At 69.0% G+C, this 25,554-nt stretch carries 23 protein-coding genes and 6 pseudogenes; 20 read left to right on the top strand and 9 right to left on the bottom strand.

What is annotated here, in order from left to right:
• Window positions 1–14: 14 nt before the first annotated feature.
• Window positions 15–257 (bottom strand): hypothetical protein, encoded by a 243-nt coding sequence (locus tag K6K41_RS08960; RefSeq protein ID WP_261404745.1) that lies wholly within the window; start codon window positions 255–257, stop codon window positions 15–17.
• Between K6K41_RS08960 and K6K41_RS08955 the strand changes: the two genes are divergently transcribed.
• Window positions 240–2,186, top strand: coding sequence for a glycosyltransferase (locus K6K41_RS08955; RefSeq protein ID WP_261404744.1), 1,947 nt, complete (start codon window positions 240–242; stop codon window positions 2,184–2,186). The genes K6K41_RS08960 and K6K41_RS08955 overlap by 18 nt on opposite strands.
• 37 nt (window positions 2,187–2,223) lie before the next feature.
• Here the strand turns inward: K6K41_RS08955 and K6K41_RS08950 are convergent, their stop codons facing one another.
• From K6K41_RS08950 to rfbC, 5 genes and pseudogenes are all read right to left on the bottom strand, one after another.
• Window positions 2,224–2,925, bottom strand: coding sequence for a glycosyltransferase (locus tag K6K41_RS08950; protein ID WP_261404743.1), 702 nt, complete (start codon window positions 2,923–2,925; stop codon window positions 2,224–2,226).
• Between the two features lie 156 nt (window positions 2,926–3,081).
• Entirely contained in the window at window positions 3,082–3,960 is an 879-nt protein-coding gene (rfbA, locus tag K6K41_RS08945) for a glucose-1-phosphate thymidylyltransferase RfbA (protein WP_261404742.1), read from the bottom strand.
• Window positions 3,957–4,846, bottom strand: a pseudogene (gene rfbD / locus K6K41_RS08940) (dTDP-4-dehydrorhamnose reductase). The gene rfbA and the pseudogene rfbD overlap by 4 nt, the downstream one beginning before the upstream one ends.
• Window positions 4,843–5,919 carry a dTDP-glucose 4,6-dehydratase gene (gene rfbB / locus K6K41_RS08935; RefSeq protein ID WP_261404741.1) on the bottom strand — a complete coding sequence of 359 codons (1,077 nt, stop codon included), beginning with the start codon at window positions 5,917–5,919 and terminating at the stop codon, window positions 4,843–4,845. The pseudogene rfbD and the gene rfbB overlap by 4 nt, the downstream one beginning before the upstream one ends.
• Window positions 5,920–5,954: 35 nt before the next feature.
• Entirely contained in the window at window positions 5,955–6,506 is a 552-nt protein-coding gene (rfbC, locus tag K6K41_RS08930) for a dTDP-4-dehydrorhamnose 3,5-epimerase (RefSeq protein WP_261404740.1), read from the bottom strand.
• On the opposite strand from rfbC, the gene K6K41_RS08925 reads away from it, so the two are divergent.
• From K6K41_RS08925 to K6K41_RS08895, 7 genes are all read left to right on the top strand, one after another.
• A complete protein-coding gene (locus K6K41_RS08925; protein ID WP_261404739.1) occupies window positions 6,496–6,633 on the top strand; it encodes a hypothetical protein in 138 nt (45 codons plus the stop codon). The genes rfbC and K6K41_RS08925 overlap by 11 nt on opposite strands.
• A gap of 371 nt (window positions 6,634–7,004) precedes the next feature.
• Window positions 7,005–7,802, top strand: coding sequence for a sterol desaturase family protein (locus tag K6K41_RS08920; protein WP_261404738.1), 798 nt, complete (start codon window positions 7,005–7,007; stop codon window positions 7,800–7,802).
• Window positions 7,803–7,875: 73 nt separating this feature from the next.
• The gene (locus tag K6K41_RS08915) at window positions 7,876–8,250 is read left to right on the top strand and encodes a hypothetical protein (RefSeq protein ID WP_261404737.1); all 375 of its coding nucleotides are present in this window, start codon (window positions 7,876–7,878) and stop codon (window positions 8,248–8,250) included.
• Window positions 8,251–8,286: 36 nt separating this feature from the next.
• Complete coding sequence (locus tag K6K41_RS08910; protein ID WP_261404736.1) at window positions 8,287–8,505, top strand: hypothetical protein; 219 nt, start codon at window positions 8,287–8,289, stop codon at window positions 8,503–8,505.
• Entirely contained in the window at window positions 8,502–8,807 is a 306-nt protein-coding gene (locus K6K41_RS08905) for a DUF6166 domain-containing protein (RefSeq protein WP_261404735.1), read from the top strand. The genes K6K41_RS08910 and K6K41_RS08905 overlap by 4 nt, the downstream gene beginning before the upstream one ends.
• A gap of 176 nt (window positions 8,808–8,983) precedes the next feature.
• The gene (gene panB, locus K6K41_RS08900) at window positions 8,984–9,862 is read left to right on the top strand and encodes a 3-methyl-2-oxobutanoate hydroxymethyltransferase (protein ID WP_261404734.1); all 879 of its coding nucleotides are present in this window, start codon (window positions 8,984–8,986) and stop codon (window positions 9,860–9,862) included.
• Between the two features lie 118 nt (window positions 9,863–9,980).
• Entirely contained in the window at window positions 9,981–10,187 is a 207-nt protein-coding gene (locus K6K41_RS08895) for a hypothetical protein (RefSeq protein ID WP_261404733.1), read from the top strand.
• 16 nt (window positions 10,188–10,203) lie between these two features.
• On the opposite strand, the gene K6K41_RS08890 is transcribed toward K6K41_RS08895, so the two are convergent.
• Window positions 10,204–10,926 (bottom strand): GntR family transcriptional regulator, encoded by a 723-nt coding sequence (locus tag K6K41_RS08890; protein ID WP_261404732.1) that lies wholly within the window; start codon window positions 10,924–10,926, stop codon window positions 10,204–10,206.
• A gap of 207 nt (window positions 10,927–11,133) precedes the next feature.
• On the opposite strand from K6K41_RS08890, the pseudogene K6K41_RS29390 reads away from it, so the two are divergent.
• The 5 genes and pseudogenes from K6K41_RS29390 to K6K41_RS08865 form a co-directional block, all read left to right on the top strand.
• A pseudogene (locus K6K41_RS29390) lies at window positions 11,134–11,448 on the top strand (MFS transporter); the annotation flags it as partial.
• Window positions 11,449–11,564: 116 nt separating this feature from the next.
• Window positions 11,565–12,017, top strand: a pseudogene (locus K6K41_RS08880) (MFS transporter); the annotation flags it as partial.
• Between the two features lie 103 nt (window positions 12,018–12,120).
• Window positions 12,121–12,543: an MFS transporter gene (locus tag K6K41_RS08875; RefSeq protein ID WP_261404731.1), complete on the top strand. Its 423-nt coding sequence runs from the start codon at window positions 12,121–12,123 to the stop codon at window positions 12,541–12,543.
• Window positions 12,544–12,656: 113 nt separating this feature from the next.
• Window positions 12,657–14,003, top strand: coding sequence for an omega-aminotransferase AptA (gene aptA, locus K6K41_RS08870; RefSeq protein WP_261404730.1), 1,347 nt, complete (start codon window positions 12,657–12,659; stop codon window positions 14,001–14,003).
• Window positions 14,004–14,115: 112 nt separating this feature from the next.
• A complete protein-coding gene (locus K6K41_RS08865; protein WP_261404729.1) occupies window positions 14,116–15,174 on the top strand; it encodes a YeiH family protein in 1,059 nt (352 codons plus the stop codon).
• A 4-nt stretch (window positions 15,175–15,178) separates the two neighbouring features.
• On the opposite strand, the gene K6K41_RS08860 is transcribed toward K6K41_RS08865, so the two are convergent.
• Complete coding sequence (locus tag K6K41_RS08860; protein ID WP_261404728.1) at window positions 15,179–15,676, bottom strand: RNA pyrophosphohydrolase; 498 nt, start codon at window positions 15,674–15,676, stop codon at window positions 15,179–15,181.
• Window positions 15,677–15,877: 201 nt separating this feature from the next.
• On the opposite strand from K6K41_RS08860, the gene K6K41_RS08855 reads away from it, so the two are divergent.
• The 4 genes and pseudogenes from K6K41_RS08855 to K6K41_RS08845 all read left to right on the top strand — a co-directional run bounded on the left by K6K41_RS08855 (window position 15,878) and on the right by K6K41_RS08845 (window position 20,265).
• A complete protein-coding gene (locus K6K41_RS08855; protein ID WP_261404727.1) occupies window positions 15,878–16,687 on the top strand; it encodes a DeoR/GlpR family DNA-binding transcription regulator in 810 nt (269 codons plus the stop codon).
• A 79-nt stretch (window positions 16,688–16,766) separates the two neighbouring features.
• Window positions 16,767–17,817: pseudogene (locus tag K6K41_RS30300) on the top strand (NAD(P)/FAD-dependent oxidoreductase); the annotation flags it as partial.
• 60 nt (window positions 17,818–17,877) lie between these two features.
• A complete protein-coding gene (locus tag K6K41_RS30295) occupies window positions 17,878–19,251 on the top strand; it encodes a glycine cleavage T C-terminal barrel domain-containing protein (RefSeq protein ID WP_428978600.1) in 1,374 nt (457 codons plus the stop codon).
• A 357-nt stretch (window positions 19,252–19,608) separates the two neighbouring features.
• Window positions 19,609–20,265, top strand: a complete 657-nt coding sequence (locus K6K41_RS08845; protein WP_261404726.1) for a DMT family transporter — start codon at window positions 19,609–19,611, stop codon at window positions 20,263–20,265.
• Between the two features lie 63 nt (window positions 20,266–20,328).
• On the opposite strand, the gene K6K41_RS08840 is transcribed toward K6K41_RS08845, so the two are convergent.
• Window positions 20,329–21,195, bottom strand: coding sequence for a LysR substrate-binding domain-containing protein (locus K6K41_RS08840; protein WP_261404725.1), 867 nt, complete (start codon window positions 21,193–21,195; stop codon window positions 20,329–20,331).
• Between the two features lie 108 nt (window positions 21,196–21,303).
• Here K6K41_RS08840 and K6K41_RS08835 point away from each other — a divergent pair, with 108 nt between their 5' ends.
• The 3 genes and pseudogenes from K6K41_RS08835 to phnY all read left to right on the top strand — a co-directional run bounded on the left by K6K41_RS08835 (window position 21,304) and on the right by phnY (window position 25,486).
• Window positions 21,304–22,476, top strand: coding sequence for a 2-aminoethylphosphonate--pyruvate transaminase (locus K6K41_RS08835; RefSeq protein WP_261404724.1), 1,173 nt, complete (start codon window positions 21,304–21,306; stop codon window positions 22,474–22,476).
• Window positions 22,477–22,670: 194 nt separating this feature from the next.
• Window positions 22,671–23,914 (top strand): annotated as a pseudogene (gene phnA, locus K6K41_RS08830) (phosphonoacetate hydrolase).
• 121 nt (window positions 23,915–24,035) lie between these two features.
• Window positions 24,036–25,486, top strand: a pseudogene (gene phnY, locus K6K41_RS08825) (phosphonoacetaldehyde dehydrogenase).
• Window positions 25,487–25,554: the final 68 nt, after the last annotated feature.

Raw genomic sequence — 25,554 nt, 5'->3', positions numbered from 1 at the left:
GACGGAAGTCGGCGTCAAGCGGTCTTGCGCGCATGGCCGAGCGTGCGCGTCACAGATGACGCAGGCGTGAGCCACGTTGTCGCGCCAGAACAGGCTTTGTAATCGGGCGCTTTTTTCGTGTCGTTCCCGATCCCCCGGCGTTCGTTTATCCTTGATTCGATTGTCTGTGACGCGGTCTGGCGACGGCGAAGCCTTGCGGTCGCATTGACAGAATCAAGGTCCCGTGCCGTGTGCGTGCGATGCTGTTCGTCGATCATGAGCTGATTACCCCGCGGCCGGGCGCGATGATCGACGGCCCGATCCTGGTCGTCGAGGGCGTTTTCCGCGACGCCGGCGCGGTGGCGGAGGCGGTTCGCGTTTCGGTGGCGCAGGCGAGCCTCGACGCGGCCCTCGAACGCGACGGCGCGCTCGTGCGCTACCGCGCGGAAATCAACGTTTCGCATCTTGCTTGCCGGCTTCGCATCGTGATCCGCGCGTCCGTGCGCGAGGGCGGCGAGGTGGCGCTTCGCGAGGCGGCGGCGTGGCGGCCGGGGTGGCGGCCGCCGGTCCGACGCGCCGCGCCGGTGAGCGTCGAGGCGGCGCGGACGGGGGCGACGGTCTCCGGCGTCGCGCGGTCCGACGAGGGGCTGACGCGCATCGAGCTTCGATCCGGCGATCGCGTCGTCGAAGTCGAGCTCGACGAGGGCGGCGTCTTCGAGGCCGAGGCGGTCGCAGTCGGCCCCGTCGAGCTCTGGGCGCATCACGCCGATCCGGCTCGCGCGCCGACGCTGCTCGGCGTGCTGGACGAGGACGGCCGGGACCTGACGCCCGGCGCCGACCCGTCCTTCGCGCCGCTCGAGACCTTCACCGCGGCGCTCGAGGCGGGGCGCCGTCTGTCGCTGCTGCGCCGTGACGGGAGCCGGGAGGAGGCGGCCGCCTACCGGCTGACGCCCGCCGGAGCCGACTGGGGCCTGACGATCCGGGACAATGGCGGGTTCCGCACCGAGCCGCTCGCGGGCGTCGAAACGTTCGGCGCGTCCGGGAGTCCGCTCGAACCGCTGGACGCAGCCGGCCGGGAGACGCTGAAGACCCATCTCCAGGGCTTCCCCGAGCCTGCCCAGACGCTTGCGAGCGACGATCTCGCGCCCTTCGGCGTCGCTCTGCCGGCGTTTCGGCTGAGGCCGCCGCCGGCCGTGATCGACCGCGTGGTGCTGGTGCGGCCGGGGCCGTTCGCGACCGACGAGCTCTATGTTCTCGCGCCGCTCGCGCCCGAGCTCGCCGCGCGCGGGATCCCGCTCGAGATCGTCTCGCTTGAGGCGGAGGGCGCGGCCGAGGCCCTGCGCGAGACCAGGCTCGACGAGAGGACCGTCGTGGTCGTGTCACGACGGGCGGGGGCCGGATGGGTCGCGCGTCTCGCCGCCGATCCGCGCCCCTTCGTCGTCTACCTCATGGACGACGATCCGCTCGCCGCGATCGACGCCGAAGGCGTGCCGCACCGCTACCGGCGCCGGATGATCGAGCTCACGGCGACGGACTTCGCGCCGCTCCTGCGCCGCTGCGACCGTCTGATGGCGTCGTCGAAACGCCTCGCCGAGACCTTCGCGTCGCGCAAGACCGTGCTGCTGGAGCCGCCTTTCATCCGGCCCGCGCCGTCGCTCGCGCATTTCGACGACCTGTCGGAGATCCGCGTCGTCTATCATGCGACCGACGTGCATCGGGACGACTTCGATTTCCTGGTCCCGGCGCTCGAGCGGCTCTTGAAGGATCGCCCGCAGGTCCGGCTCGAACTCGTCAGCGGCCTGCCGCCGGGACGGCTGGCGAAGCTTTCGAATTTCGAGCGGATCAAGCCGATGGAATGGGCGCAGTACAAGGCCTACGCCGCGGCGCGGCCGGCCCATGTCAGCCTCGCGCCGATGCTCGCGACGCCGTTCAACGCCGCGAAGTCCGTGGTCAAGATGCTGGACGCCGCCTCGCTCGGGGCGGCAGGCGTCTATTCGCGCGTCGAGCCCTATGCCGAGGCGATCCGCCATGACGTCGACGGCCTGCTGCTCGAGAACGACCCGCCCGCCTGGCGCAAGGCGCTCGTCGCGCTCGCCGATCAGCCGAAGCGGCTGCGGCGGCTGGCGGCCGCGGGCGGGGCCGCCGCGCGGGCGCGCAGTCTCGACGACGCGACCGCCGTGTGGACCCGCCTGCTCGCGCTCGGCTGACGGGTCCGGCTCTTCAGCTCGTGGCGCGTCGAGCCGCTTACTCGGCCGCGGCGCGGGCCGGCAGGCTGTCGCGCTCGGCGATCCAGAGGTCGCCGTAGTCGACGTCGACGCAGTTCTCGAACCACGGGCCGCCATTGGTGTAGTGGATCGCGGCCGGCGTCGCCGCGGGCTTGTCGTATTCGCCGACGAGGAAGTTCCACTCGAGCGGCAGCGAGCCGATCAGGTCGTCGCTCGGCAGCCACGAGAAGCGGTGGAGATGGGCCGGGCCGGAAGCGTTGACGACGTCGGGCGTCAGCGTCTTCACGTACTCGTTCGCGCCGTTGAAGATGATGAAGGACGACCAGTTCTTGCGCGGATAGACCGACTGCGACTTGCCGTCCATCTTGATCGCCATCGCGGGCGTGTATTCGTGCTGGACGACGTAGACGGCCTTCGACGGGTCGAGGTTCTGGAAGACTTCGTTGACGTCGCGCGTGAAGAGGAAGTCGCAGTCGACGAAGATCGACCAGCCGCTGGTGTTGGCCAGATAGGGGGTCAGGAAGCGCGTCAGCGAGAATTCGGTCGAGGCGCCCTTGTCCGCGGGGCGGGTGTAGAGGCCGAGCTCGCGCAGCGTGGTCTGCTTGAGCGGATAGACCGGGATCTCCTGCGAAGCGTGGCGCTCGATCGAGCCGCGGCACACCTGCCAGGCGATGTCCTCACGGCTGTCGTAGCCGACGAAAATCTTGTTCGCGGTGTCCATATCGCCAACGAGCCTCCAACAAATCGCGTCCCCTGGACGCAGATGACGCGCTGGTCTCGCCGCCCGCCGACCAGCGCCCGAGAATGTGTTCAGGCGTTTGAAGCCGAACCCTACGCCATCCGCAACCCTACGGAAACAGCCCGCGCGGCAGTTGCGTCAAATAACGCCATCGGTTTCGGCAAGGCGAAGCAGGTGGCGTCCATACGAGGTCTTCTTGAACATCTCGCCGCGAACTTTGAGCGCTTCCAAGGTGATGAAGCCGTTCTGATAGGCGATCTCTTCAAGGCACGCGATCGCGAGGCCCTGCCGGTGCTGGAGCGTGCGCACGAACTCGGATGCTTCGAGCAGGCTGTCATGGGTGCCGGTGTCGAGCCAGGCTGCGCCGCGGCTGAGCTTCTCGACCGACAGTTTTCCGCGGGCGAGATAGGCGCGGTTGACGTCCGTGATCTCGAGCTCGCCGCGCGCCGAGGGCTTGAGGTCCGCGGCGATGTCCAGCACGTCGTTGTCGTAGAAATAGAGGCCCGTCACCGCCCAGTTGGAGCGCGGCTGCGTCGGCTTCTCCTCGATGTCGATCGCCTGTCCGCTGGCGTCGATCTCGACCACGCCGTAGCGCTCGGGGTCCTCGACGTAATAGGCGAACACCGTCGCGCCGTCGCGGCGGGCCGCCACCTCGCGGAGCTGCTCGGAGAGGTTGGCGCTGAAGAAGATGTTGTCGCCGAGCACGAGCGACACCTGGTCGTCTCCGACGAAGTCGCGCCCGATGATGAAGGCCTGCGCGAGTCCTTCGGGCTTGGGCTGCACCGCGTAGGAGAGCTCGATCCCGTAGTCGGAGCCGTCGCCCAGCAGGCGCTTGTAGCTGTCGAGATATTCGGGCGAGGAGATCAGCAGGATCTCGCGGATGCCGGCCAGCATCAGCACCGACAGCGGATAGTAGATCATCGGCTTGTCGTAGACCGGCAGCAGCTGCTTGTTCACCGCGAGCGTCGCGGGATGCAGGCGCGTGCCGGATCCGCCGGCGAGGATGATGCCCTTCACTGCGCTTGCTCCATGATGTCTGCGACGAGCGCCGGAAGGCCGTCGCGCCAGGGGCGCGGCGCGATCCCGTAGGCGTCCTCGAGCCGCCGGGTCGACAGCACCGAATAGGCCGGACGGCGCGCCGGCGTGGGGAAATCCGCGGTCGCGATCGCCTCGAGGGTCGCCGGCGTCTTCGCGCCGCGCGCGGCGGCGGCCTCGAAGATCGCCTGCGCGAAGCCGTGCCAGGTGGTGGCCCCGGCGTTCGAGAAGTGGAACACGCCGGCGGGCGCTTGGGCGTCGTCGATCATCCTGAGCGTGATCGTCGCGAGCGCCTCGGCGAGATCGGCCGCAAACGTCGGGCGCCGTGCTGGTCGGCGACGACGCGCATCAGGTCGCGCTCGGCGCCGTAGCGCAGCATCGTCTTGACGAAGTTGGCGCGCCGCGCGCTCACCACCCAGGCGGTGCGCACGATGACGGAGCGCTTGTGCCCGAGCCGCACGGCGAACTCGCCCGCGGCCTTGCTCGCGCCGTAGATCCCGATCGGGTCGATCTCGGCGTCGGTCTCGTAAGGCGCGCTCGCGTCGCCGCGGAACACGTAGTCGGTCGAGACATGGACCAGCGGGATGTCGGCCGCGCGCGCCGCGTCCGCGAGCGCCGCAGGGGCGAGCGCGTTGACCGCGAAGGCCTGCGCGACCTCGCTCTCGGCCTTGTCGACCGCGGTGTAGGCGGCGGGATTGACGATCGCCGCGAAGCCCCCGGCGGCCACATAGGCTCCGATCGCGGAGGCGTCGGTCAGGTCGAGCTCGGCGCGCTTGGGCGCAGTGATCTCGACGTCGTCCGGCCATGCGCGCCGGACCAGCTCTCCGCCGACCTGGCCTTCGCCGCCGGTGACGAGGATGCGCCTCATCCGTGGCCCCGACGCTGGAGCGCGCCGCCGCCGGACTTGGCGTCGACGAGCGGCTCCCACCACGCGCGATTGTCGAGATACCAGCGCACCGTCTTCTCGATGCCGCTCTCGAAGGTCTCCTGGGGCTCCCAGCCGAGCTCGCGCTTGATCTTCGAGGCGTCGATCGCGTAGCGCTGGTCGTGGCCCGGGCGGTCCGTCACGAAGCGGATCTGGTCGCGCCGCTTGGTCGGGCCCGGCGCGAGCTTGTCGAGCAGCTCGCAGACGGTCTCGACCACGTCGAGGTTCTTGCGCTCGTTGTTGCCGCCGATCGCGTAGGTCTGCCCCGGAACGCCGCGCTCCAGCACGACCGTGAGCGCGCGCGCGTGGTCCTCGACATAGAGCCAGTCGCGGATGTTGGAGCCTTGGCCGTAGACCGGCAGATCCTCGCCCGACAGGCCGCGCAGGATCATCAGCGGGATGAGTTTCTCGGGGAAATGGAACGGCCCGTAATTGTTCGAGCAGTTGGTCAGCACCGTCGGCAGCCCGAAGGTCTCGTGCCAGGCCCGGACCAGATGGTCGGAGCCGGCCTTGGAGGCCGAATAGGGCGAGTTCGGCTGATAGGCGGTCTCTTCGGTGAAGAAGCCCTCGTCGCCGAGCGTGCCGAACACCTCGTCGGTCGAGATGTGGTGCATGCGGAAGGCGTCCCTGGCCTCGCCGGCGAGCGTGCGCCAATGGCGCAGCGCCTCCTGCAGCACGTTGAACGTGCCGAGCACGTTGGTCTCGACGAAGACGCCCGGCGCGTCGATCGAGCGGTCGACATGGCTTTCGGCCGCAAGGTTCATGACCGCGGTCGGCTGGTGGCGCTCGAACACGGCGCGCAGCGCCGCCGGATCGCGGATGTCGGCCTTCTCGAACACGTAGCGCGGCGAGTTCGAGACGCTGTCGAGCGAGGAGAGGTTGGCGGCGTAGGTGAGCGCGTCGAGATTGATCACCGTGGCTTCGGTGTCGCGCACCAGATGGCGCACGACCGCGGAGCCGATGAAGCCGGCGCCGCCCGTGACGATGATGCGCGCGTCCTTGAAGCGGGAAGACATCGGGACCTCGAAGGCGATCTGCGGGCTGGGCGGGGTCAGAACAGGTCGGGGGCGTCTGCGAGGAGCGGCGCGCGCATGTCCTTGTCGGACAGCTTGGCCTCCGCGAGCGCGATCGGCCAGGCGATGGCGAGCGCCGGGTCGCTCCACAGCACCGCGCGGTCTTGCGCGGGCGCATAGGGGTTGCTCACCTTGTAGGCGATCTCGCAGTCCGGCTCGAGCGTGCAGAAGCCGTGGGCGAAGCCCGCCGGGATGAGCAGCTGGTTGCCGTCGCTCGCGGTCAGCGTCACGGCGACGTGGCGCCCGAAGGTCGGCGAGGCGCGGCGGATGTCGACCGCGACGTCGAGGATCGAGCCGCGCAGCACGCTGACGAGCTTGGCCTGCTCGAAGGGCGGGAGCTGGAAATGCAGGCCGCGGATGGTGCCGGCCTCGCGCGACAGCGACTTGTTGTCCTGCACGAATTCGAGGTCGACGCCGCGTTCCTTGAGCGCGGAGCGCTTGTAGGTCTCTGCGAAATAACCCCTGGAGTCCTCGAACTTCCTCGGGCGAATCTCCAACACGCCGGAGATCTCGTGCTCGATGAACTCCATCGTCGACCTTCGCTCCTTCGTCGGCGACCCGGTTCGGGCCGTCTGGCCGGACAGTCTCGCCGCCCGTTCGGCGGCGACGCTGCGCGGAGAAAACCCGCAGGCAGCGGGCGTATCCCAAAACCTATAGTCGTACAAGCCGACGCCGAAGACCGTGGCGGCAGAGAAGTGCGTCACAAAGAATGCTTGCGCGGTCTCGATCAGATCTTGGGACTGCGCGCATCACATCTTCCGGGAGGCGGAGCGACTTCGCGAGAGACTGTCCGCGCCGTCCGCAGCAGGACGGCTTGGGCGGAGGGCGGCATGTTGCGGCGCAATGACGCCGACCGGCGGGCAGCGTCGGCCCCTGCGCGACGCTGCCCGCCGGTCGGCCGCGCGTCCGCACGCGGACGAGGGGCGGCGCTTGCGATAAAGGGCTAGGCGAACTGATACGTCACTGATATATTAGAACGTGACGAAGCGGCCGCAGACGCCGCGGCAGGCGCAGACGAGGAGGACTTTATGGAGATCGCCCGCACCGAGATGACGCAGCGCCAGCGCGACTATCGCGCGAACTACCGGCAGCGCGTCGCCGGCTGGTACAACGGCTTCCTGCACATCGCGATCATCTACGTGATCGGCTTCACGGCGCTCTATATCTATCTGTCGAACATCGAGGCGCCGACCTGGCTGGAGATCGCCACCGTCCCGGTGACGTTCCTGTTCTGCAACTTCTTCGAATGGTGGCTGCACCGCTACGTGATGCACCGCCCGTCAAAGAACCCTGTGGCGCGCGCGGTCTACAACCGCCACACGCTGCAGCATCACCAGTTCTTCACCGAGACGGAGATGCGCTTCGCGGACCACCGCGACTACCGCGTGACGTTCTTTCCGCCCTACGCGCTCGCCACCTTCACGCTGATGTCGATCCCCGGCGCGATCGCGCTCGGCTGGGTGTTTTCCGCAAATGTCGGCTGGCTGTTCATCACGACCACGACGTCGATCTACATGATCTACGAGTTCATGCACTTTTGCTGCCATGTCGACGAGAACTGGTTCGTGCGGAACTGCCCGTTCATCAACACCAACCGGCGCCACCACACCGCCCATCACGACCAGTCGATCATGATGGAGCGCAACATGAACCTGACGTTCCCGATCATGGACTGGCTGTTCGGCACGTCGGACCTCAACCGCGGCCTCGTCGGCACGCTGCTCAACGGCTATTCGACCAAACACGTGAAGACCGACATGCGGAAGACCTCCCGCACGCCCGGCCGCGCGGCGCCGTCGGCCGGCCAGATCCAGCCGGCGGAGTGAGCGGCGGCCCCGGCCGGCGCGTCGCCCGCGCCGGCCGGGGCCGCCCGCATGTTCGAGCACAAGGGAGAGGTCCATGGAGACGATCGAACCGAACGTCGTCGCGCTCGCCTGGTTCGCGCTGTTTTCCGTCGTCGCGAGCCTCGGCTTCTACGTGGTCGCGGGCGTCTTTCCGCTCGACACGCGGCCGGATCTGACGGGGCGGCCGGCGCGGCTCGCGCTCGCTTTCGCAGCCGCGCTCGCCTTTGCGGGCCTCGCGATCGCGACCGGCCTCTACGGCTATGAGAACCTGCGCTGGACGAGCCTCGTGATCGTGGCGGGCCTCGCGCTGCTGTTCGCGCCCGGCCTCTACAACGCCTGGCCGAGCCGCTGGCGCGACGGGCCGGCGGGCCTCGCCCTGACGCTCGCCGGGGCGCTCGTCGCGCTCGTCGCGCTGCGCGCCATCGCCTGAACCGACAAGAACAAGACTGTCCCCGGGAGGACCGAAATGCCGTTCCACATCAAGATGGGCCTGACCGTGGTGGTCGGCCTCGCGGCGATCGCCGGCTTTTTCTACATGGGCGCCTTGGCCAAGACCGGGCCGCAGATCGCGCTGCTGTTCCTCGGGCCCTTCACGATGGGCAGCCTCTGGATCTTCCCCGAGGTGATGAAGTCCAAGGCCGACCGCAAGCCGCTCGTCCGCGACGCCGCGGGGAGGGCGCGATGAAGACCTATTTCGGGGACCGCACCATCGACGGCGTCATGGTCACAGTCGACGGCCAGCCGCTCGCCGCGCGCGACGACCTGAAGGACTTCGCCGGCGCCGACTTCGAATGGAGCTACGAGGGCGACGCGCCGAGCCAGCTCGCCTTCGCGATGCTGTTCGATCATCTGGGCGACGCCGGCAAGGCCGCGGCGCTGACCCCCCGCTTCATGCGGGACGCGGTGGCCAACTTCCAGAACGAGTGGGAGATGACGTCGGCCGACATCGACAGCGTGATCGCCTCCGACGGCGCGGCGGCCGCCTGACGCTTAAGGCAGCCTGACGCTCACGACCGCGCTGCGTGCTTCGAGACGCCTGCTTCGCAGGCTCCTCGGCATGAGGGCCGGAGAGGGCCAACCCCCTTCCTCATGCTGAGGAGCGCCGAAGGCGCGTCTCGAAGCGCGCAGTTCGCCTCCACGTTCTCCAGTTTCGGATCCATCCCATGGACGCCCCCGCCCAGAAGCCGCGCCAGAAGCGCACCATCGCGGAGATCCGCGACTCCAAGACCACCGGCGAAAAGATGGTCTACATGTCGGTGCCCGACTACACCTCGGCGCGCTGGGCCGAGATGGCGGGCGTCGACGTCGCGGTCGTGGGCGACAGCCTCGCGATGATCGCGCATGGCCACAAGAACACCATCCCGGCCACCATGGACATGATGGTGATGCACGCCGAGGCGGTGCGCCGCGGCGCGCCCGAGACCTTCGTGCTCGGCTGTATGCCGTATCAGAGCTACGCCACCGTCGACCGGGCGCTGACCAACGCCGCGCGCTTCATGCAGACGGGCGGCTGCGACGCGGTGAAGCCGCAGGGCGGCAAGTCGCAGGCGCATATCCTGAAGGCGCTCGTCGACGCCGGCATCCCGACCGCCTCCCACATCGGCCTGACCCCGCACACGATCGCGAATTTCGGCGGCTTCAAGATCCAGGGCAAGACCGCCGATGCGGCGTTCAAGATCCTTGAGGACGCGCTCGCGATCGAGGACGCCGGCTGCTTCATGCTGGAGTTCGAGGCGGTGCCGGCGCGGATCGCGAAGCTGATCTCCGAGCAGCTGACGATCCCCACCATCGGCATCGGGGCGGGGGTCGGAACCGACGGGCAGATCCTGCTCTGCCACGATCTGCTCGGCGTGTTCACCGATTTCAAGCCGAAGTTCACCAAGCGCTACGCCAAGCTCACCGAAGTCGCTGTGGCGGGCATCGAGGCTTATGTGCGCGAAGTGAAGACCGGCGCGTTTCCCGACGACGACCACTCCTACTCGGTGAAAGACGAGGAGTTCGAGAAGTTCGCGACCCTGGTCGAAAAGCGGAAGCAAGTCTGACGGCGAGCGTGTTCTTGGCGCGCCAGCTTCTTGTATACAATCGCTCTCATAGATAGAGGCGATCGGACTACGCAAAATTTTGGATTGTATTGGGAGCGTCATCCACCACGTTGATTGGATGACCTATGTTCTCACCTATGGTCCACTCGACGATGAGCTGAACGTTTCGTGCGAAACGGCGACCGAGGCGCTGTCGCTTCTGACCGACCTTCGCGAGAGGGGTCAGAAGTACATCATGGTCTCGAGCTACCAGACCGGCGACGTCGCCATAGACGTCCTGCGCGTCCTCGCCGAACAGGAGGGCGGACAGGACGAAGACGGCTAGCCAGGGTGGCCGTGGCTCAGAGGTCGAGCGTCTTGCGCGCGAAGTTCTCGATGTAGTCCATCAGGCTGTCGGAGGCCGTCGCGGCCGCCGCGCCGTCGCGGGTCGCGATCGCTTCCGCGACCTCCGCGTGAAGCCGGGCCGACAGGCCGAGGTCGCCGACCTCGCGATAGTGCTGGTACCAGAACCGCCGCGACAGCGCCGCCATGGTGGCGATCGAGCGGGTCGCGAACTCGTTGCGCGCGGCCTTCGACACCAGCTCGTTGAAGTCGCGGTCGAGCCGCATGAAGGCGAGATCGTCGGAGGCGTCCGCCGCCGCCCGCATCTCGGCTGCGATCTCCGCGAAGCGCGCCCGTTCGGCGGCGTCGGAGCGCTCAGCCGCGAGACGCGCCAGCAGCGCCTCAAGCACGCGGCGGGTCTCCAGCAGGCGAAGCTGGGTCTTGAGGTTGATCTCCGAGACCAGGATCCCGCGGCGCGGCGCGACCACCACCAGCCCGTCGCGCGCGAGCCGCTGGAGCGCCTCGCGGATCGGCGTGCGGCCGAAGCCGAGACGATCGGCGAGCGCCATCTCCGACAGGAACGCGCCCGGCGGAAGCTGGAGCGTCGTGATGAGCTCCTCGAGCGCGAGATAGGCGCGCTCGGTGAGCGTCGGGCCTTCGGCGGCCTTCACGACGGCCCGTCCGCCCGCACGGCTCCGCGCGCGCCGTGCGGGGCGGCTTTGCGAAGCGGTGGTCACGCTCATGTCGATCGGCTCCCGGGCGGAATCGACGGCGTCCGCCCACCTCCACGCCTAGCATGGCCCCGGCGAACGCTCCAAGCGCGGCATTCTGTTGCCGACGACTAATATGTCAGTTGAATTTCTATAAATCGAAGCCTAGCCTTCTCTCAAGAGCCGAAAGGGCCGCCGGTCCGCCAGGGCCGGACATCAACGGATCCGGGGAGGAACCGCATGACCGACATCACGTTGCCGCCCGGCGGGGCGGCCGCGGGCGCCGCCGCGCCCGCCGCGACGACCGCTTCCGACGTCATGATCGCGGCCCGGCTCGATCGCCTGCCGATGACCGGCTACCAGAAGATGATCTTCGCGATCATCGCGACCGCCTGGTTCTTCGACTCCATCGACCTCGGCTCGCTCACCTTCCTGCTCGGCTCGATCCGGACCGAGTTCGGCCTCACCACCGCGCAGGCCGGCTTCCTGTCGTCGATGAGCTTCCTCGGAATGTTCCTCGGCGCGGCGATTTCGGGCATGGCCGCCGACAAGATCGGCCGCAAGCTCGTGTTCCAGATCTCGATGGTGTTCTGGGGGCTGGGAAGCCTGGGTGCTACTACGCGCCCGACGCCTCGACGCTCGGCTACGCCCGCCTGCTGCTCGGCTTCGGCATGGGCATGGAGTTCCCGGTCGCGCTGGCGATCGTGTCGGAGTTCGTGCCGACCAAGAAGCGCGGCCGCTATCTCGCGATCCTCGAGGGGTTCTGGCCGCTCGGCTTCATCGCCGCGGGGCTCCTCAGCTGGTTCTTCCTCACCCACTTCACCTGGCGCGAGATGTTCCTGTGCCAGGCGATCCCGGCGCTGTTCCTCTTCGTCGTGCGCTTCTTCGTGCCCGAGAGCCCGCGCTGGCTCGCCGACCAGGGACGCGCGCAAGAAGCCGAGAAGGTCATGGGCGAGATCGAGCGCAAGGTGCTCGCGCGGCTTCCCGCCGGCGCGCAGCTCGACGAGCCTACCCCTGCGCCCGCGGTCGCGCGCGGCGAACGGGGCTTCTCCTTCATGGAGCTCTGGCGCGGCGTCTACGCCAGCCGCACCGTGATGATCTGGCTCACCTGGTTCTTCGCGCTGCTCGGCTTCTACGGCCTCACCACCTGGCTCGGCGCGCTGCTGCAGGCGCAAGGGTTCCAACACCAAGTCGACCGAATACGTCATCCTGATCGCGCTTGCGGGCGTGCCGGGCTTCATCACGGCGGCCTGGCTGATCGACGCCTGGGGCCGCAAGGGCACGCTCGCGCTGATGCTCGTGGGCGCGGCGGTCTCGGCCTACGCCTATGGCAACGCGCCGAGCTTCGCGATGCTGATCGTGTTCGGCCTCATCATGCAGTTCTTCATGTTCGGCATGTGGTCGGGTCTCTACGCCTATACGCCCGAGCTCTATCCGACGCGGGCGCGCGCCACCGGCGCCGGCTGCGCCTCGGCGGTCGGGCGCATCGGCTCGCTGATCGGCCCGTCGATCATCGGCGTGGTGCTGCCGACGCTCGGCAACGCCGGCGTGTTCGCGCTCGGGGCCGGCTCCTTCGTGGTGGCGGCGATCGCGGTGCTGACCCTCGGCGTCGAAACCAAGGGCAAGTCGCTCGAGGAAGTGTCGGGCTAGCGGGCCGGAAAGTTCCGGCGCGCGGTTTGCGGCCGCGCGCCGGATCGGACACAAAGGCTGCTCGATGACGTGGAGGCGGCGCCCCGGACGCGCCGCCGAGGAGCCTTCTTCCCATGACGATCGCCGACCTGCCGCAGCGCCCGAACGCGCCGAGCCTCGACGCCTTCTGGATGCCCTTCACGCCCAACCGGCGCTTCAAGGCCGACCCCCGGCTGCTCGCGAGCGCCAAGGGCGTGCGCTACGAGACGGTCGACGGGAAAAGCGTGCTCGACGGCACCTCGGGCCTCTGGTGCGTCAACGCCGGCCACGGCCGCGAGGAGATCGCGACGGCGGTCGAGCGGCAGCTCCGCACGCTCGACTTCGCGCCGACCTTCAACGTCTGCCACCCGATCGCCTTCGAGTTCGCCGAACGCCTCGCCGAGATCGCGCCTTCGGGCGGCGGCGAGAAGCTCGACCGGGTGTTCTTCACCAATTCCGGCTCGGAATCGGTCGAGACCGCGCTCAAGATCGCCTTCGCCTACCAGCGCGCGATCGGGCAGGGAACCCGCACCCGCGTCATCGGGCGCGAGCGCGGCTATCACGGGGTGAACTTCGGCGGCGTCTCGGTCGGCGGCATGCTCAACAACCGCCGCATGTTCCCGACGCTGCCCGGCGTCGACCATCTGCGGCACACCCACGACATCGCGAAGAACGCCTTCTCGGACGGCCTGCCGGAGCACGGCGCGGAGCTCGCCGACGATCTCGAGCGTCTCGTCCAGCTCCACGGCGCCGAGACCATCGCGGCCGTCATCGTCGAGCCGATGGCGGGCTCGACCGGCGTGCTGCTGCCGCCCAAGGGCTATCTCAAGCGCCTGCGCGAGATCGCGACCCGGCACGGCATCCTGCTGATCTTCGACGAGGTGATCTCCGGCTTCGGCCGCCTCGGCGCGCCTTTCGCCTCCGATCTCTTCGGCGTGCGGCCCGACATCGTCACCACCGCCAAGGCCATCACCAACGGCGTCATGCCGATGGGCGCGGTTTTCGCGACGCGCGAGGTCCACAACGCCTTCATGACCGGCCCCGAGGCCATGATCGAGCTGTTCCACGGCTACACCTATTCGGGTCATCCGGTCGCCTGCGCGGCCGGCCTCGCGACGCTCGACATCTACGAGCGCGAGGGGCTGTTGACCCGCGCGGCCTCGCTCGAGACGGCCTGGGCCAAGGCCTGGGAGGGGCTGAAGGGCGCGCGCAACGTCATCGACGTCCGCCGCTTCGGGCTCGTGGTCGGCATCGAGCTCGCGCCGCGCGAGGGCGCGCCGGGCGAGCGGGCCTACGACGCCTTCACGGAGGCGTTCCGGCGCGGCCTGCTGGTTCGCGTGACCGGCGACGTCATCGCGCTGTCGCCGCCGCTCATCGTCGAGCCGGAGGAGATCGCCGAGATCGGCTCGATCCTCACCGGCGTGATCGACGACCTCGCCTGAGAGGTGACGGAACAAAGCCGATGTATTCGGTAAAATCGAACATATCGCGCTGAACAATGAATTGGACCGATTATAAACGGCGGGTGATCTTCGCGACGTAGCGGAGATCACCATGTCGGCGGTTCAGGACGACCTCGACCTTTCGGACAGGACGTCTTCGGCGCGCGCGCTCCCCGGCCTTGCGGCTCTCGGGCGTCGCGCCGCGAAGGTCGCGCCGGGCCTTGCGCTCGCGGGCGGCGTCGCGGCCGCCGCCTACGGCCTGCGCGCCTCGCCGGTCGCGCCCCCGGTCAGCCCCGTCATCCTTGCGATCGTGATCGGCATGGCGGCCGGCAACCTGTTCGGCGTTCCCGCCTGGGCGCGGCCGGGCCTCGCCTTCGCCGGCCGTACGCTGATGCGCGCCGCCATCGTGCTGCTCGGCCTCCAGCTCACGGTCGGCCAGGCCGCGGAGGTCGGCGCCGGCGGGCTCGCCGCCATCGTCGCCACGCTCGTCGCGACCTTCCTGTTCACGAGCTGGGCCGGGAGACGGCTCGGCGTCGCGCCCGGACTGACGCAGCTCATCGCCGCCGGCACCTCGATCTGCGGCGCCTCCGCGGTCGCCGCCGCCAACGCCGTGACGCGCGCCCCCGAGGAGGACGTCGCCTATGCGGTCGCCTGCGTGACCGCGTTCGGCTCGATCGCGATGTTCGCCTATCCGATGCTCGCCGGCCCGCTCGGCCTCGACGCGCAGGCCTATGGCGTCTGGACCGGCGCCTCGATCCACGAGGTCGCGCAGGTCGTGGCCGCCGCCTTCACGCATGGCCCGGAGGCCGGCGAATCCGGCGTGGTGGCCAAGCTCGTGCGCGTGATGATGCTGGCGCCCGTCGTCGCCGCGCTCTCCTTCGCAGCGCTGCGCCGTGCGGGCGGCGGAGACGCGGCGCGCGCGCCGTTCCCGCTGTTCGTGCTGGGCTTCGTCGCCATGGTGGCGCTGAACAGCGTCGCGTCGATCCCCGCCGATGTCACCGCCGCCGGAATCGCCGCGACCGCGACGCTCACCGTCTCGCTCGCCGCGATGGGCATGGGGGCCGACGTCTCCAAGCTTCGCTCGAAGGGGTGGCGGCCGCTCGCGCTCGGCCTCGCCGCCTCGCTGTTCGTGGCGGGCTTCAGCCTCGCGCTGGTGAAGCTCTTCGTCTGACGGCTCAAGCGCCGGCAAGCCCTGCGAAGACGCGCGCGACGCTGCGATAGACCTCGCGCTTGAACGGGACCACGAGATCGATGGCGGTCTCGAGCCGTTCCCACCGCCACTCGGAGAACTCCTGCGGCGCGCTTTCGGTCGCGCGCGTCACGTCGATCTCGGCCTCCTCGCCCTCGAAGCGCATCGCGAACCAGCGCTGGCGCTGGCCGCGAAACGCGCCGAGCTTGTGCGGCGGGCCCGAATAGGGCGGAAACTCGTATGTCAGCCAGTCCGGATGGGCGCCGATCAGCCGGGCGCTCGTCACCCCGGTCTCCTCCTCGAGCTCGCGGAAGGCGGCCGCCTCGGCGTCCTCGTCGGCGTCGATCCCGCCTTGCGGCATTTGCCATTCAAAGCCCGGGCCGATCACCTCCGGCCCGTCGTCGTCGAGCCTCCGGGCGATCAGCACGCGGCCGCGCGCGTCAAACAGCGCGATCCCGACATTGGGGCGGTAGGGCAGGGGCATGTCGCGTCGGGCCTTCAGAAAGACTGGGAGGAACGGCGTGCTTCGGGACGCGCCTTCGGCGCTCCTCAGCATGAGGACCGGGAGGGCTGAAGGAAACTCCCCGATCCTCATGCCGAGGAGTCCGCGCATGCGGGCGTCTCGAAGCACGCAGCTCCTGTCACGTCTGCTTTCGTCTCCTTGCCACCTGCGCGGCCGCTCCGCATGCTGGGGCGTTTTCCGGAGTTCCGCGTCACCATGCCCCGCCCGATCGCCGCACGGCGCCTGCACGACATCCTCGAAAGCGTCGAGACGGCCAAAAGCGTCAGCGTGGAGGAGCTCGCCGACCGGTTCGGCGTGTCGCGCGAGACCATCCGGCGAGACCTCAAGGCGCTCGCGGCCCAGGGGCGGCTCGACATCGTCCATGGCGGCGCGCTGAAGCGCGGCGTCGGGGAGCCGCCCTACGCCGAGCGGGCTATGGAGAACGCCGCCGGCAAGGCCGCGATCGGCCGCGCGGCCGCCGCGATGGTCGAGCCCGGAATGGTCGTGCTGCTCGACTCCGGGTCGACCACCCACGAGATCGCGGCCGCGCTCGCCAAGGCGCCGCCGAGCGACGTCACGGTGATCGCGACCTCGCTGAGGGACGCGCTGACGCTCACGCGGGCGGGCGTGAAGGTCACCGTGCTCGGCGGCGAGGTCGATCCGGACGACGAGGCGACGGTCGGGCTCGACGTCATCGCGGCGCTACCGCGCTACCGCGTCGATCTCGCCTTCGTCGGCATCGGCGGGGTGACGCCGGACGGCGACGTGACCGTGTTCAGCCGCGTGGCGGCCGAGACGCGGGCCGTGATGCTCGACTGCGCCGCCCGCGGCTTCTACGTCGCCGACAGTTCGAAGTTCGGCCGCGCGGGCGTCGCGCGCATCGCGCCGAAGCGCGCGCCGGAAGCGCTCGTGGTCGACGCGGCCCCACCCGCGCGGATGCAGACGGGGCTCGCCGCCCACGGCGTCGCCTGCATCGTGGCCGACGCGCTATAGTGTGGTTTTTTGTGGTATTTTGATTGAACGCGAGATGCGGTTAGGCTAGGGAGCGGCGGCGACGCTGGAGGCTTCCCGAATGTCCCATCCATCCGCCGGTTCGTTTCCCTCCCAGGCGGCCGTCGTCGTCATCGGCGGCGGGATCGTCGGCTGCTCGCTCGCCTATCACCTGACCAAGCTCGGCCGGCGCGACGTCGTGGTGCTCGAGCAGGGACGGCTGTCGAGCGGCACGACCTGGCACGCCGCCGGGCTCGTGGGCCAATTGCGCGCGCAGGCCTCCATGACGCGGCTGATCCGCGACTCGACCGAGCTCTATGCGGGACTCGAGGCCGAGACCGGCCTCGCCACCGGCTGGCGGCGGTGCGGCTCGATCACCGTGGCGCGCACGCCGGAGCGCATGACGCATTTGAAGCGCGTCATCGCCTCGGCGCGCGCCCAAGGCGTCGAGATCCACGAGTTTTCGGCGCGCGAGGCGGGCGAGAAATGGCCGGTCATGCGGACCGACAATCTCCTCGGCGCCGTCTGGCTGCCGGGCGACGGCAAGGCCAATCCCACCGACCTCACACAGTCGCTCGCCCGCGGCGCGCGCATGGGCGGCGCGAGGATCTTCGAGAAGACGCGGGTGACCGGCGTCGACATCCGCGAGGGCCGGATCCGCGGCGTCTCGACCACGCGCGGCGACATCGCCTGCGAGACGGTCGCGATCTGCGCCGGCCAGTGGTCGCGCCAGTTCGGAAAGATGTGCGGCGTCTCGATCCCGCTGCACTCGGCCGAGCACTTCTATCTCGTCACGGAGACGATCGCGGGCGTGACGCCGGACCTGCCGGTGATGCGCGACCCCCGACGGCTACGTCTATTTCAAGGAGGAGGTCGGCGGCCTCGTGATGGGCGGCTTCGAGCCGCACGCCAAGCCCTGGGGCATGGGCGGCGTCCCGGACGATTTCGAGTTCCAGCTGCTGCCCGACGACCACGAGCAGTTCGAGATCCTGATGGAGAAGGCGCTCGAACGCGTGCCCGCGCTCGAGACCGCGCCGATCCGCGCCACGGTGAACGGCCCGGAGAGCTTCACGCCCGACAACAACTTCCTGCTCGGCGAGACGCCCGAGGTGCGCGGCCTGTTCGTCGGCGCGGGCTTCAACTCGGCCGGCATCGCGTCGGCGGGCGGGGCCGGCAAGGCGCTCGCCGAATGGATGGCGGCGGGGTCGGCCCAGCAGGATCTCTGGCCCGTCGACATCCGCCGCTTCGCCCCGTTCAACGCCAATCCCCGATGGCTGAAGGCGCGCGTGACGGAGACGCTCAGCCTGCATTACGCCATGCCCTGGCCGAACCGCGAACTGGAGACCGCGCGGCCGTTCCGCCGCTCGCCCTTCCACGAGCGCCTCGTCGCCAGGGGCGCGGTCTTCGGCTCCAGGATGGGCTGGGAGCGCCCGAACTATTTCTCCACCGGCGCCCACGACCGCGAGATCGCCTACGGCTTCGGCCGGCCGAACTGGCTCGACGCCTGCGCGGCCGAGCAACGGGCGGCCCGCACGGCCGCGGCGCTGTTCGATCTCTCCTCCTTCGCCAAGCACCGCTTCGAGGGACCGGACGCGGAGCCCGCGCTGCAGGAGCTCTGCGCCGGCGACGTCGCGATCGGCGTCGGGGAGAGCGTCCATACGGCGATGCTGAACCCGCGCGGCGGGATCGAGTCGGAGGTCGTCGTCGCGCGGCTCGCCGGGGACGCGTTCCTGATCGTCTCGGGCTCCGGGCAAGGCGTGCGCGACGCCGACTGGATCGGCCGCAACGCCGGCGCGAAGACGCGCGCGACGCTGACCGACGTCACCTCGGCCTTCGCCGTGCTGGGTCTGGCCGGGCCGCGCTCGCGCGAGATCCTGAGCCGGCTGACCGACGAGCCGCTGGACGACGCCGCCTTTCCGCCGGGGACGGCGCGCGAGATCGCCGTCGGTTTCGAGACCGCGCTCGTGATGCGGCGCTCCTACGCCGGCGAGCACGGCTACGAGCTGTTCGTCCAGACGGAGTTCGCGCTCGGCGTCCACGACGCTCTCCACGAGGCGGCGCGGATCTCGGCCTCAGACGCCGGCCACTACGCGCTCGATGCGTTGCGGATCGAGTTCCGGGCCTGGGGGCGCGAGACCTCGCCGGACGTCACGCCCAACGAGGCGGGGCTCGAAGGCGTGGTGCGGCTCGACAAGGGCGCGGACTTCATCGGCCGCTCGGCGCTCGCGCGCCAGGAGCGGGTCACGCCGAAGCGGCGGCTGGTGTCGTTGCTGGGGCCTGAGCCCGGCGCGCAGATGGTCTGGGGCGGCGAACTCCTTCTGGCCGACGGCGAGCCCGTCGGGGAAGTGACGTCGGCGGCCTTCTGCGCGACGCTCGGCGGGATCGCGGCGCTCGCCTGGGTCCGGGCGGATCGCCGGATCGACCAGCGCTGGCTCGACGCCCGCAGTTTCGCGATCGACGTCGCGGGCGAACTCATGGCCGTGACGGCGAGCCTGACGCCGTTCTGCGATGCGGAAGCGGCGAAGATGGTCAAAGCGCCGCTTGACCGGCGCAGGAAAACCGCATGAACCGCGCCCCCCTTTGTCCCGGACCTGATCCGGGACCCGGAACCGACCGCCTCTGAAAGAGAAACGCCGCGATCCTGCGACAGCGCTCTTTCCGGCGAGCGGCGTCGGTTCTGGGTCCCGGATCAGGTCCGGGACAAGAGCGCGGCGCGCCTTAAAGCACGCAGATCCTATTCGTCATGACGACCGGCATGGAGCCGCACGTCTTCCTCGCGGTGCTCGCGGCCGCCGCGATGCACGCCGGCTGGAACGCGTTCCTGAAGCTCAGGATCGAGCCGTTCCTCGCCATGGCGCTGGTGACCGCCGGCGCCGGCGTCGTCGGGCTTCCGGGCCTCGTCTGGTTCGGCTTCCCGAAGCTCGATGCCTGGCCGTGGCTCATCCTCGATCGCGCTCCACCTCGGCTATTATCTCGCGCTCACCGCCGCCTACGCCCGCGCCGACATGAGCCAGATCTATCCGATCGCGCGCGGCGGGGCGCCGCTCGTGACCGCCTTTGCAAGCGTCGCGCTCGTCGGAGAGGCGATCTCGCCCGTGCAGGGGGCGGGGATCGCGGCGCTCTGCGGCGTCATGCTGATCTCGCTTCTCGGGCGGCGGAAGGGCCAGGCCTTCGACCCCGTCGCGCTCGGCTTCGCCGGGCTCACCGCGCTCATGATCTCCGGCTACACGCTGGTCGACGGGATCGGCGCGCGCACCGCCGGCGACCCGCACGCTTATTCCTCGGCGCTGTTCGTGATCGACGGCTTTCCGCTCGTGCTCTACGCGCTCTGGCGGCGCGGCGCGGCGGGCCTCGCGCCGATGCGCCCATATCTGCTCCAGGGGCTCGCGGGCGGAGCGATGTCGCTCGGCTCATACTGGATCGCGATCTGGGCCATGACGGTGGCGCCGATCCCGCTGGTCGCGGCCGTGCGGGAGTCGAGCGTGCTGTTCGCGGCGCTCATCGCGGTGGTGCTCTTGAAGGAGCCGCTGCAATGGAGCCGGGCGGCGCGGCCGCGCTCATCGTCTGCGCCCTCGTGCTGATGCGGATGGGGTAGGTCTTCCCTCTCCCGCTTGCGGGAGAGGGGACCGGCCGGCGTCCCCGCCCTAGTCGGCCTGCACCGCGTCCATGAAGCTGCGGACCAGCGGGATGCGGCGCCGCTCCTCCAGGCACACGGCGTATTCGGCGACGCTCAGGTCCGCGCCGGTGATCTCCACGCTTTTCAGCCCCTCGCCCTCGCGGAACTCCGAGCTGAAGATCACCCCGATTCCGAAACCCGTCATGACCGCTTCGCGCACGGCTTCGCGGGTCTGGACCTCGAGCAAATGGCCGGGGCGCACGCCCGCCTCCGCGAGCCGCGCCTCGAACACCTCGCGGGTGATGGAGCCGCGCTCGCGCAGCACGACGTCCTGCGTCTCGAAGGCCTCGATCGGCGTCGTGTCGCGCCTGGCGAAGGGGTGGTCGTCGCGCAGGAAGCCGACGAGCCGGTCGCTCATCAGCCGCACCGAGCGGATGCGCGGATCCGACGTCTGCTTCGCCGTCACGCCGACGTCGGCGGAATGGTTCAGAAGCTCGGTCAGCACGTCCGACGAGTTGCCGATCGTAAGCGAAAAGGTCAGCCCCGGATGCTTCTCCCGGATGCGCCCGAGCGCGGGCATCACATGGGCGGCGCTGTCGGCCGCGATCCTGAGATGCCCGCGCGACAGGGTGCGAACGCCCGCGAGCAGCGCCTCGGCTTCGTCCTCCGCGGCGAACAGACGCGCGGTGATGACCTGAAGGCTCTGGCCAAGCGGGGTGAGCTTCACGCTCCGGCCGACGCGGTCGAACAGGCGCACGCCATAGGCCTCTTCGAGCGCCCGCACCTGCGCCGACAGCGTCGGCTGGCTGACGTTCCTGGCCCGCGCGGCTTTCGTGAAGCCGCCGGCCTGCGCCACCGCGTGAAACGCCGCGAGCCCCGTTCCGCTGATCGCCAATGCATAGGCTCCATCTATGCATGAGATTGAAACACGATATTGGACCTATCGGAAGCCCGCGGGCTAGCGTGCTCTCACGGTCAACGACTTCAGGACAGGAAACGCCCGATGTCTTCCGCCCGAACCGCTTCCGCCAAGACGCCCGCAAGGGCGCCCGCCCAGTCCGTCACCGGCGATCCGCTGCTGCTGACGCCGGGGCCCCTGACCACGTCGAAGTCGGTCAAGGAGGTCATGGTCCACGACTGGGGCTCGCGCGACGCGACCTTCATCGCGATCAACACGGCGGTGCTCGAGGGGCTGCCGAAGATCATCCACGGCGAGGCCGACTTCGTCACCGTGCCGATGCAGGGCTCCGGCACCTTCGCGGTCGAGGCGATGCTGACGAGCTTCGTGCCGCGTTCGGCTAAGTGCCTCGTGCTGGTGAACGGCGCCTACGGGCTCCGCGCCAAGAAGATCCTGGACATCGCGGGCCGCGCCGCCGTCGTGCATGAGACCGCGGAAGACACCCCTCCGGACCTCGCCGAGATCGAGCAGATCCTCGAGGCCGACGCCGCGATCACCCACGTCTTCGTCGTCCATTGCGAGACCACGAGCGGCATCCGCAATCCCGTCGAGGCGGTGGCCGCGCTCGTGAAGCGCCACGGACGGCGCCTCCTCATCGACGCCATGAGCGCCTTCGGCGCGCTGCCGCTCGACGCCCGCGAGGTGACGTTCGACGCGGTCGCGGCCTCGTCGAACAAGTGCATCCAGGGGGTGCCGGGCCTCGGCTTCGTGCTGGCGCGGGCCTCCGCGCTCGAGGAGACCAAGGGGAACGCCACCACGCTGGTGCTCGACCTCCACGACCAGCACCAGGCGATCTCCAAGACCGGCCAGTATCGCTTCACGCCGCCGATCCACGTCATCGTGGCGTTTCATCAGGCGCTGCAGGAGTTCTGGGCCGAGGGCGGGGTCGCGGGCCGCGGCGAGCGCTACGCCGACAACGCCCGCATCCTGATCGACGGCATGGCGCGGCTCGGCTTCGAGACGCTGCTGCCGGCGGCGCGCCAGGCCCCGATCATCGTGACGTTCCGGATGCCGGCCGACGAGCGCTTCGCGTTCCAGCGCTTCTACGACGCGCTGAAGGACCGCGGCTACGTGATCTATCCGGGCAAGCTGACGGTCGCGGAAAGCTTCCGCATCGGCTGCATCGGCGATCTCCACGCGGCCGACATGAGCGCCTTCGTGGGCGTGGTGGCCGAAGTGCTCGACGAAATGGGCGTGGGGCTCAAGACGGCGGCGTGAACGACGCCTTGGGGCGCGCGAAGTGCGTGCTTCGAGACGGCCCTCCGGGCCTCCTCAGCATGAGGGATGTTGAGGACGCCGGGAGCGCAGCAGTTCAACGGTCCTCATCCTGAGGAGGCTTCCGGAGGAAGCCGTCTCGAAGGACGCAGTTGATCGATGCAGGTCTTTTTGAAACGGGAGCTTCCGGGATGAACATGCACGTGAACATCGGCTCCGACGTCCTCGCCAACGGGCGCACGTATCGACGGCCCGAAAAGCCCGTCGTCGTCATCTGCGTCGACGGCTCCGAGCCCGGCTACATCGAGGCCGCGATCGAGGCCGGCCTCGCGCCGAACCTCGACAGGCTGATGAAGACCGGCGCCTCGACCACCGCGTCTCGGTGATCCCGAGCTTCACCAACCCCAACAACCTCTCGATCATCACCGGCCGCCCACCCTCGGTGCACGGCATCGCCGGCAACTTCTTCTTCGACCGCGAGAAGGACGAAGAAGTGATGATGAACGACGCGAAGTTCCTGCGCGCGCCCACCATCCTCGCCGAGCTCCAGAAGGCCGGCATGAAGGTCGCGATGGTGACGGCCAAGGACAAGCTGCGCACGCTGCTCGGCAAGGGCCTCGATTTCTCGAAGGGGACCGCGATCGCCTTCTCGTCGGAGAAGGCCGACCGCGCGAACATGGCCGAGAACGGGATCGAGGACGTGCTCGACTTCGTCGGCAAGCCGCTGCCCGAGGTCTACAGCGCCGACCTCTCCGAATTCGTCTTCGCCGCGGGCGTGAAGCTGCTGAACGGCTTCCGGCCGGACGTCATGTATCTGTCGACCACCGACTACGTGCAGCACAAGGCGGCGCCGGGCTCGGAGTTCGCCAACAGCTTCTATGCGATGTTCGACCGTTACGTCGGCGAACTCGACGCGGCCGGCTGCACGCTCGTCATGACCGCCGACCACGGCATGAACGACAAGCATCTCGCGGACGGCTCGCCCGACGTCATCTATCTGCAGGAGATCCTCGACGAGAAGCTCGGCGCGGGCGTCACGCGCGTCATCCTGCCGATCACCGACCCTTACGTCGCGCATCACGGCGCATTGGGCTCCTTCGCCACCGTCTATGTCGATCCCAAGCACCGCGAGGCGGTGGTCGAGATCGCCAGGAACATCGAGGGCGTCACGGTGGCGATCCCGGCCATCGAGGCGTGCAAGCGCTTCGAGCTTCCGGCCGACCGCATCGGCGACGTCGTGGTGCTGTGCGACCGCCATAAGGTGCTCGGTACGTCGGCCGCGCGCCACGACCTTTCGGGCCTCACCGAGCCGCTGCGCAGCCATGGCGGGCTCACCGAACAGGTCGTGCCGATGATCGCGAACCGGCCGATCGAGGTCCCCGAGGGCCGCACGCTTCGCAACTTCGACGTCTTCGACGTCGCGCTGAACCTGGTGCGGTGAAACACGACCGTCATGCCCGCTTTTGCGGGCATCCACGACTTCTGAACCGCCACGCTTCACGACCAAGTCGTGGATACCCGGCTTCGCCGGGCATGACGGCGGAGACACGGAAAGCGAGCCGATGAACGCCAACGTCAAGCCGCCCTTCCGCCGCGAGGCCATGCGGATCGCGGGCAAGCTCGTGCAGACCGACGACATCGTCGAGGTCTTCAACCCCTACGACAATTCGGTCGTCGGCACCGTGCCGGCGGCGCGCGCCGAGCATGTGCGCGAGGCTTTCCAGAAAGCCCGCGCCTTCAAGCCGAAGCTGACCCGCTACGAGCGCCAGCAGATCCTGCAGCGCACGGCCGAACTCCTGCGCGACCGTCGGGAAGACTTCGCCCGCCTCATCGTCGCCGAGACCGGCTCTGCTGGAAGGACGGGCTCTACGAGGCGAGCCGCGCCTACGACGTCTGGTCGTTCGCCGCGCAGCTCACCATCAAGGACGACGGCGAGATCTATTCCTGCGACATCTCCCCGAACGGCAAGGCGCGCAAGATCTTCACGACGCGCACGCCGCTCTTGGGCGTCATCTCCGCCATCACGCCGTTCAACCACCCGCTCAACATGGTGAGCCACAAGCTCGCGCCGGCGATCGCGACCAACAACCGCCTGGTGCTGAAGCCGACCGAGCTCACGCCGCTCACCGCGCTCGCGCTCGCCGACGTGCTCTACGAGGCGGGCCTGCCGCCCGAGATGCTGTCGGTCGTGACCGGCAACCCGTCCACCATGGGCGACGCCATGATCACCGACCCCGACGCCGACCTCGTGACCTTCACGGGCTCGGTGCGAGTGGGCAAGCACATCGCCAACACGGCCGGGTACAAGCGCATCGTGCTCGAGCTCGGCGGCAACGATCCGCTGATCGTCATGGAGGACGCCGACCTCGACAAGGCCGCCGAGCTTGCGGTGACGGGCGCGACCAAGAACTCCGGCCAGCGCTGCACGGCGGTGAAGCGCATCCTGGTGGTGAACGCGGTCGCCGACGAGTTTTCGCGGCTCGTGGTCGAGAAGGCGAAGAAGCTGAAGTCCGGCGACCCGATGGATCCCGCGACCGACGTCGGCACGGTGATCAACGAGCGCTCCGCGATCCTGTTCGAGAACCGTGTGAACGACGCCGTCTCCAAGGGCGCGGAGGTGCTGCACGGCGCGCCGCGCAAGGGCGCGCTGTTCGCCCCGACGGTCGTGGACAACGTGCCCTACGACTGCGAGCTCGTGCACGAGGAGACCTTCGGGCCCGTGATCCCGATCGTGCGCTGCCCGGACGACATCGCGGAGGTCATCCGCATCTCGAACTCGACGGACTACGGCCTCTCCTCGGGCGTGTGCACCGATCGGCTCGACTACGTGTCGCGCTTCGTGGCCGAGCTCGAGGTTGGCACGGTCAATGTCTGGGAAGTCCCGGGCTACCGGATCGAGATGTCGCCCTTCGGCGGAATCAAGGATTCGGGCCTTGGCTACAAGGAAGGCGTCGTGGAGGCGATGAAGAGCTTCACAAACGTACGAACCTGGTCGATGCCCTGGGCGGCGTAAGTTTAGGCGAAGTGACTAAAAACACTTCTTGTCAATGAAGTGTCACAGAGGTCCAATATAAGAAGACG

It is taken from the genome of Chenggangzhangella methanolivorans, from assembly GCF_019797865.1.
GTDB classification, from domain to species: Bacteria; Pseudomonadota; Alphaproteobacteria; order Rhizobiales; family Methylopilaceae; genus Methylopila; species Methylopila methanolivorans.
This window is presented reverse-complemented; position numbering and strand designations above follow the sequence as displayed.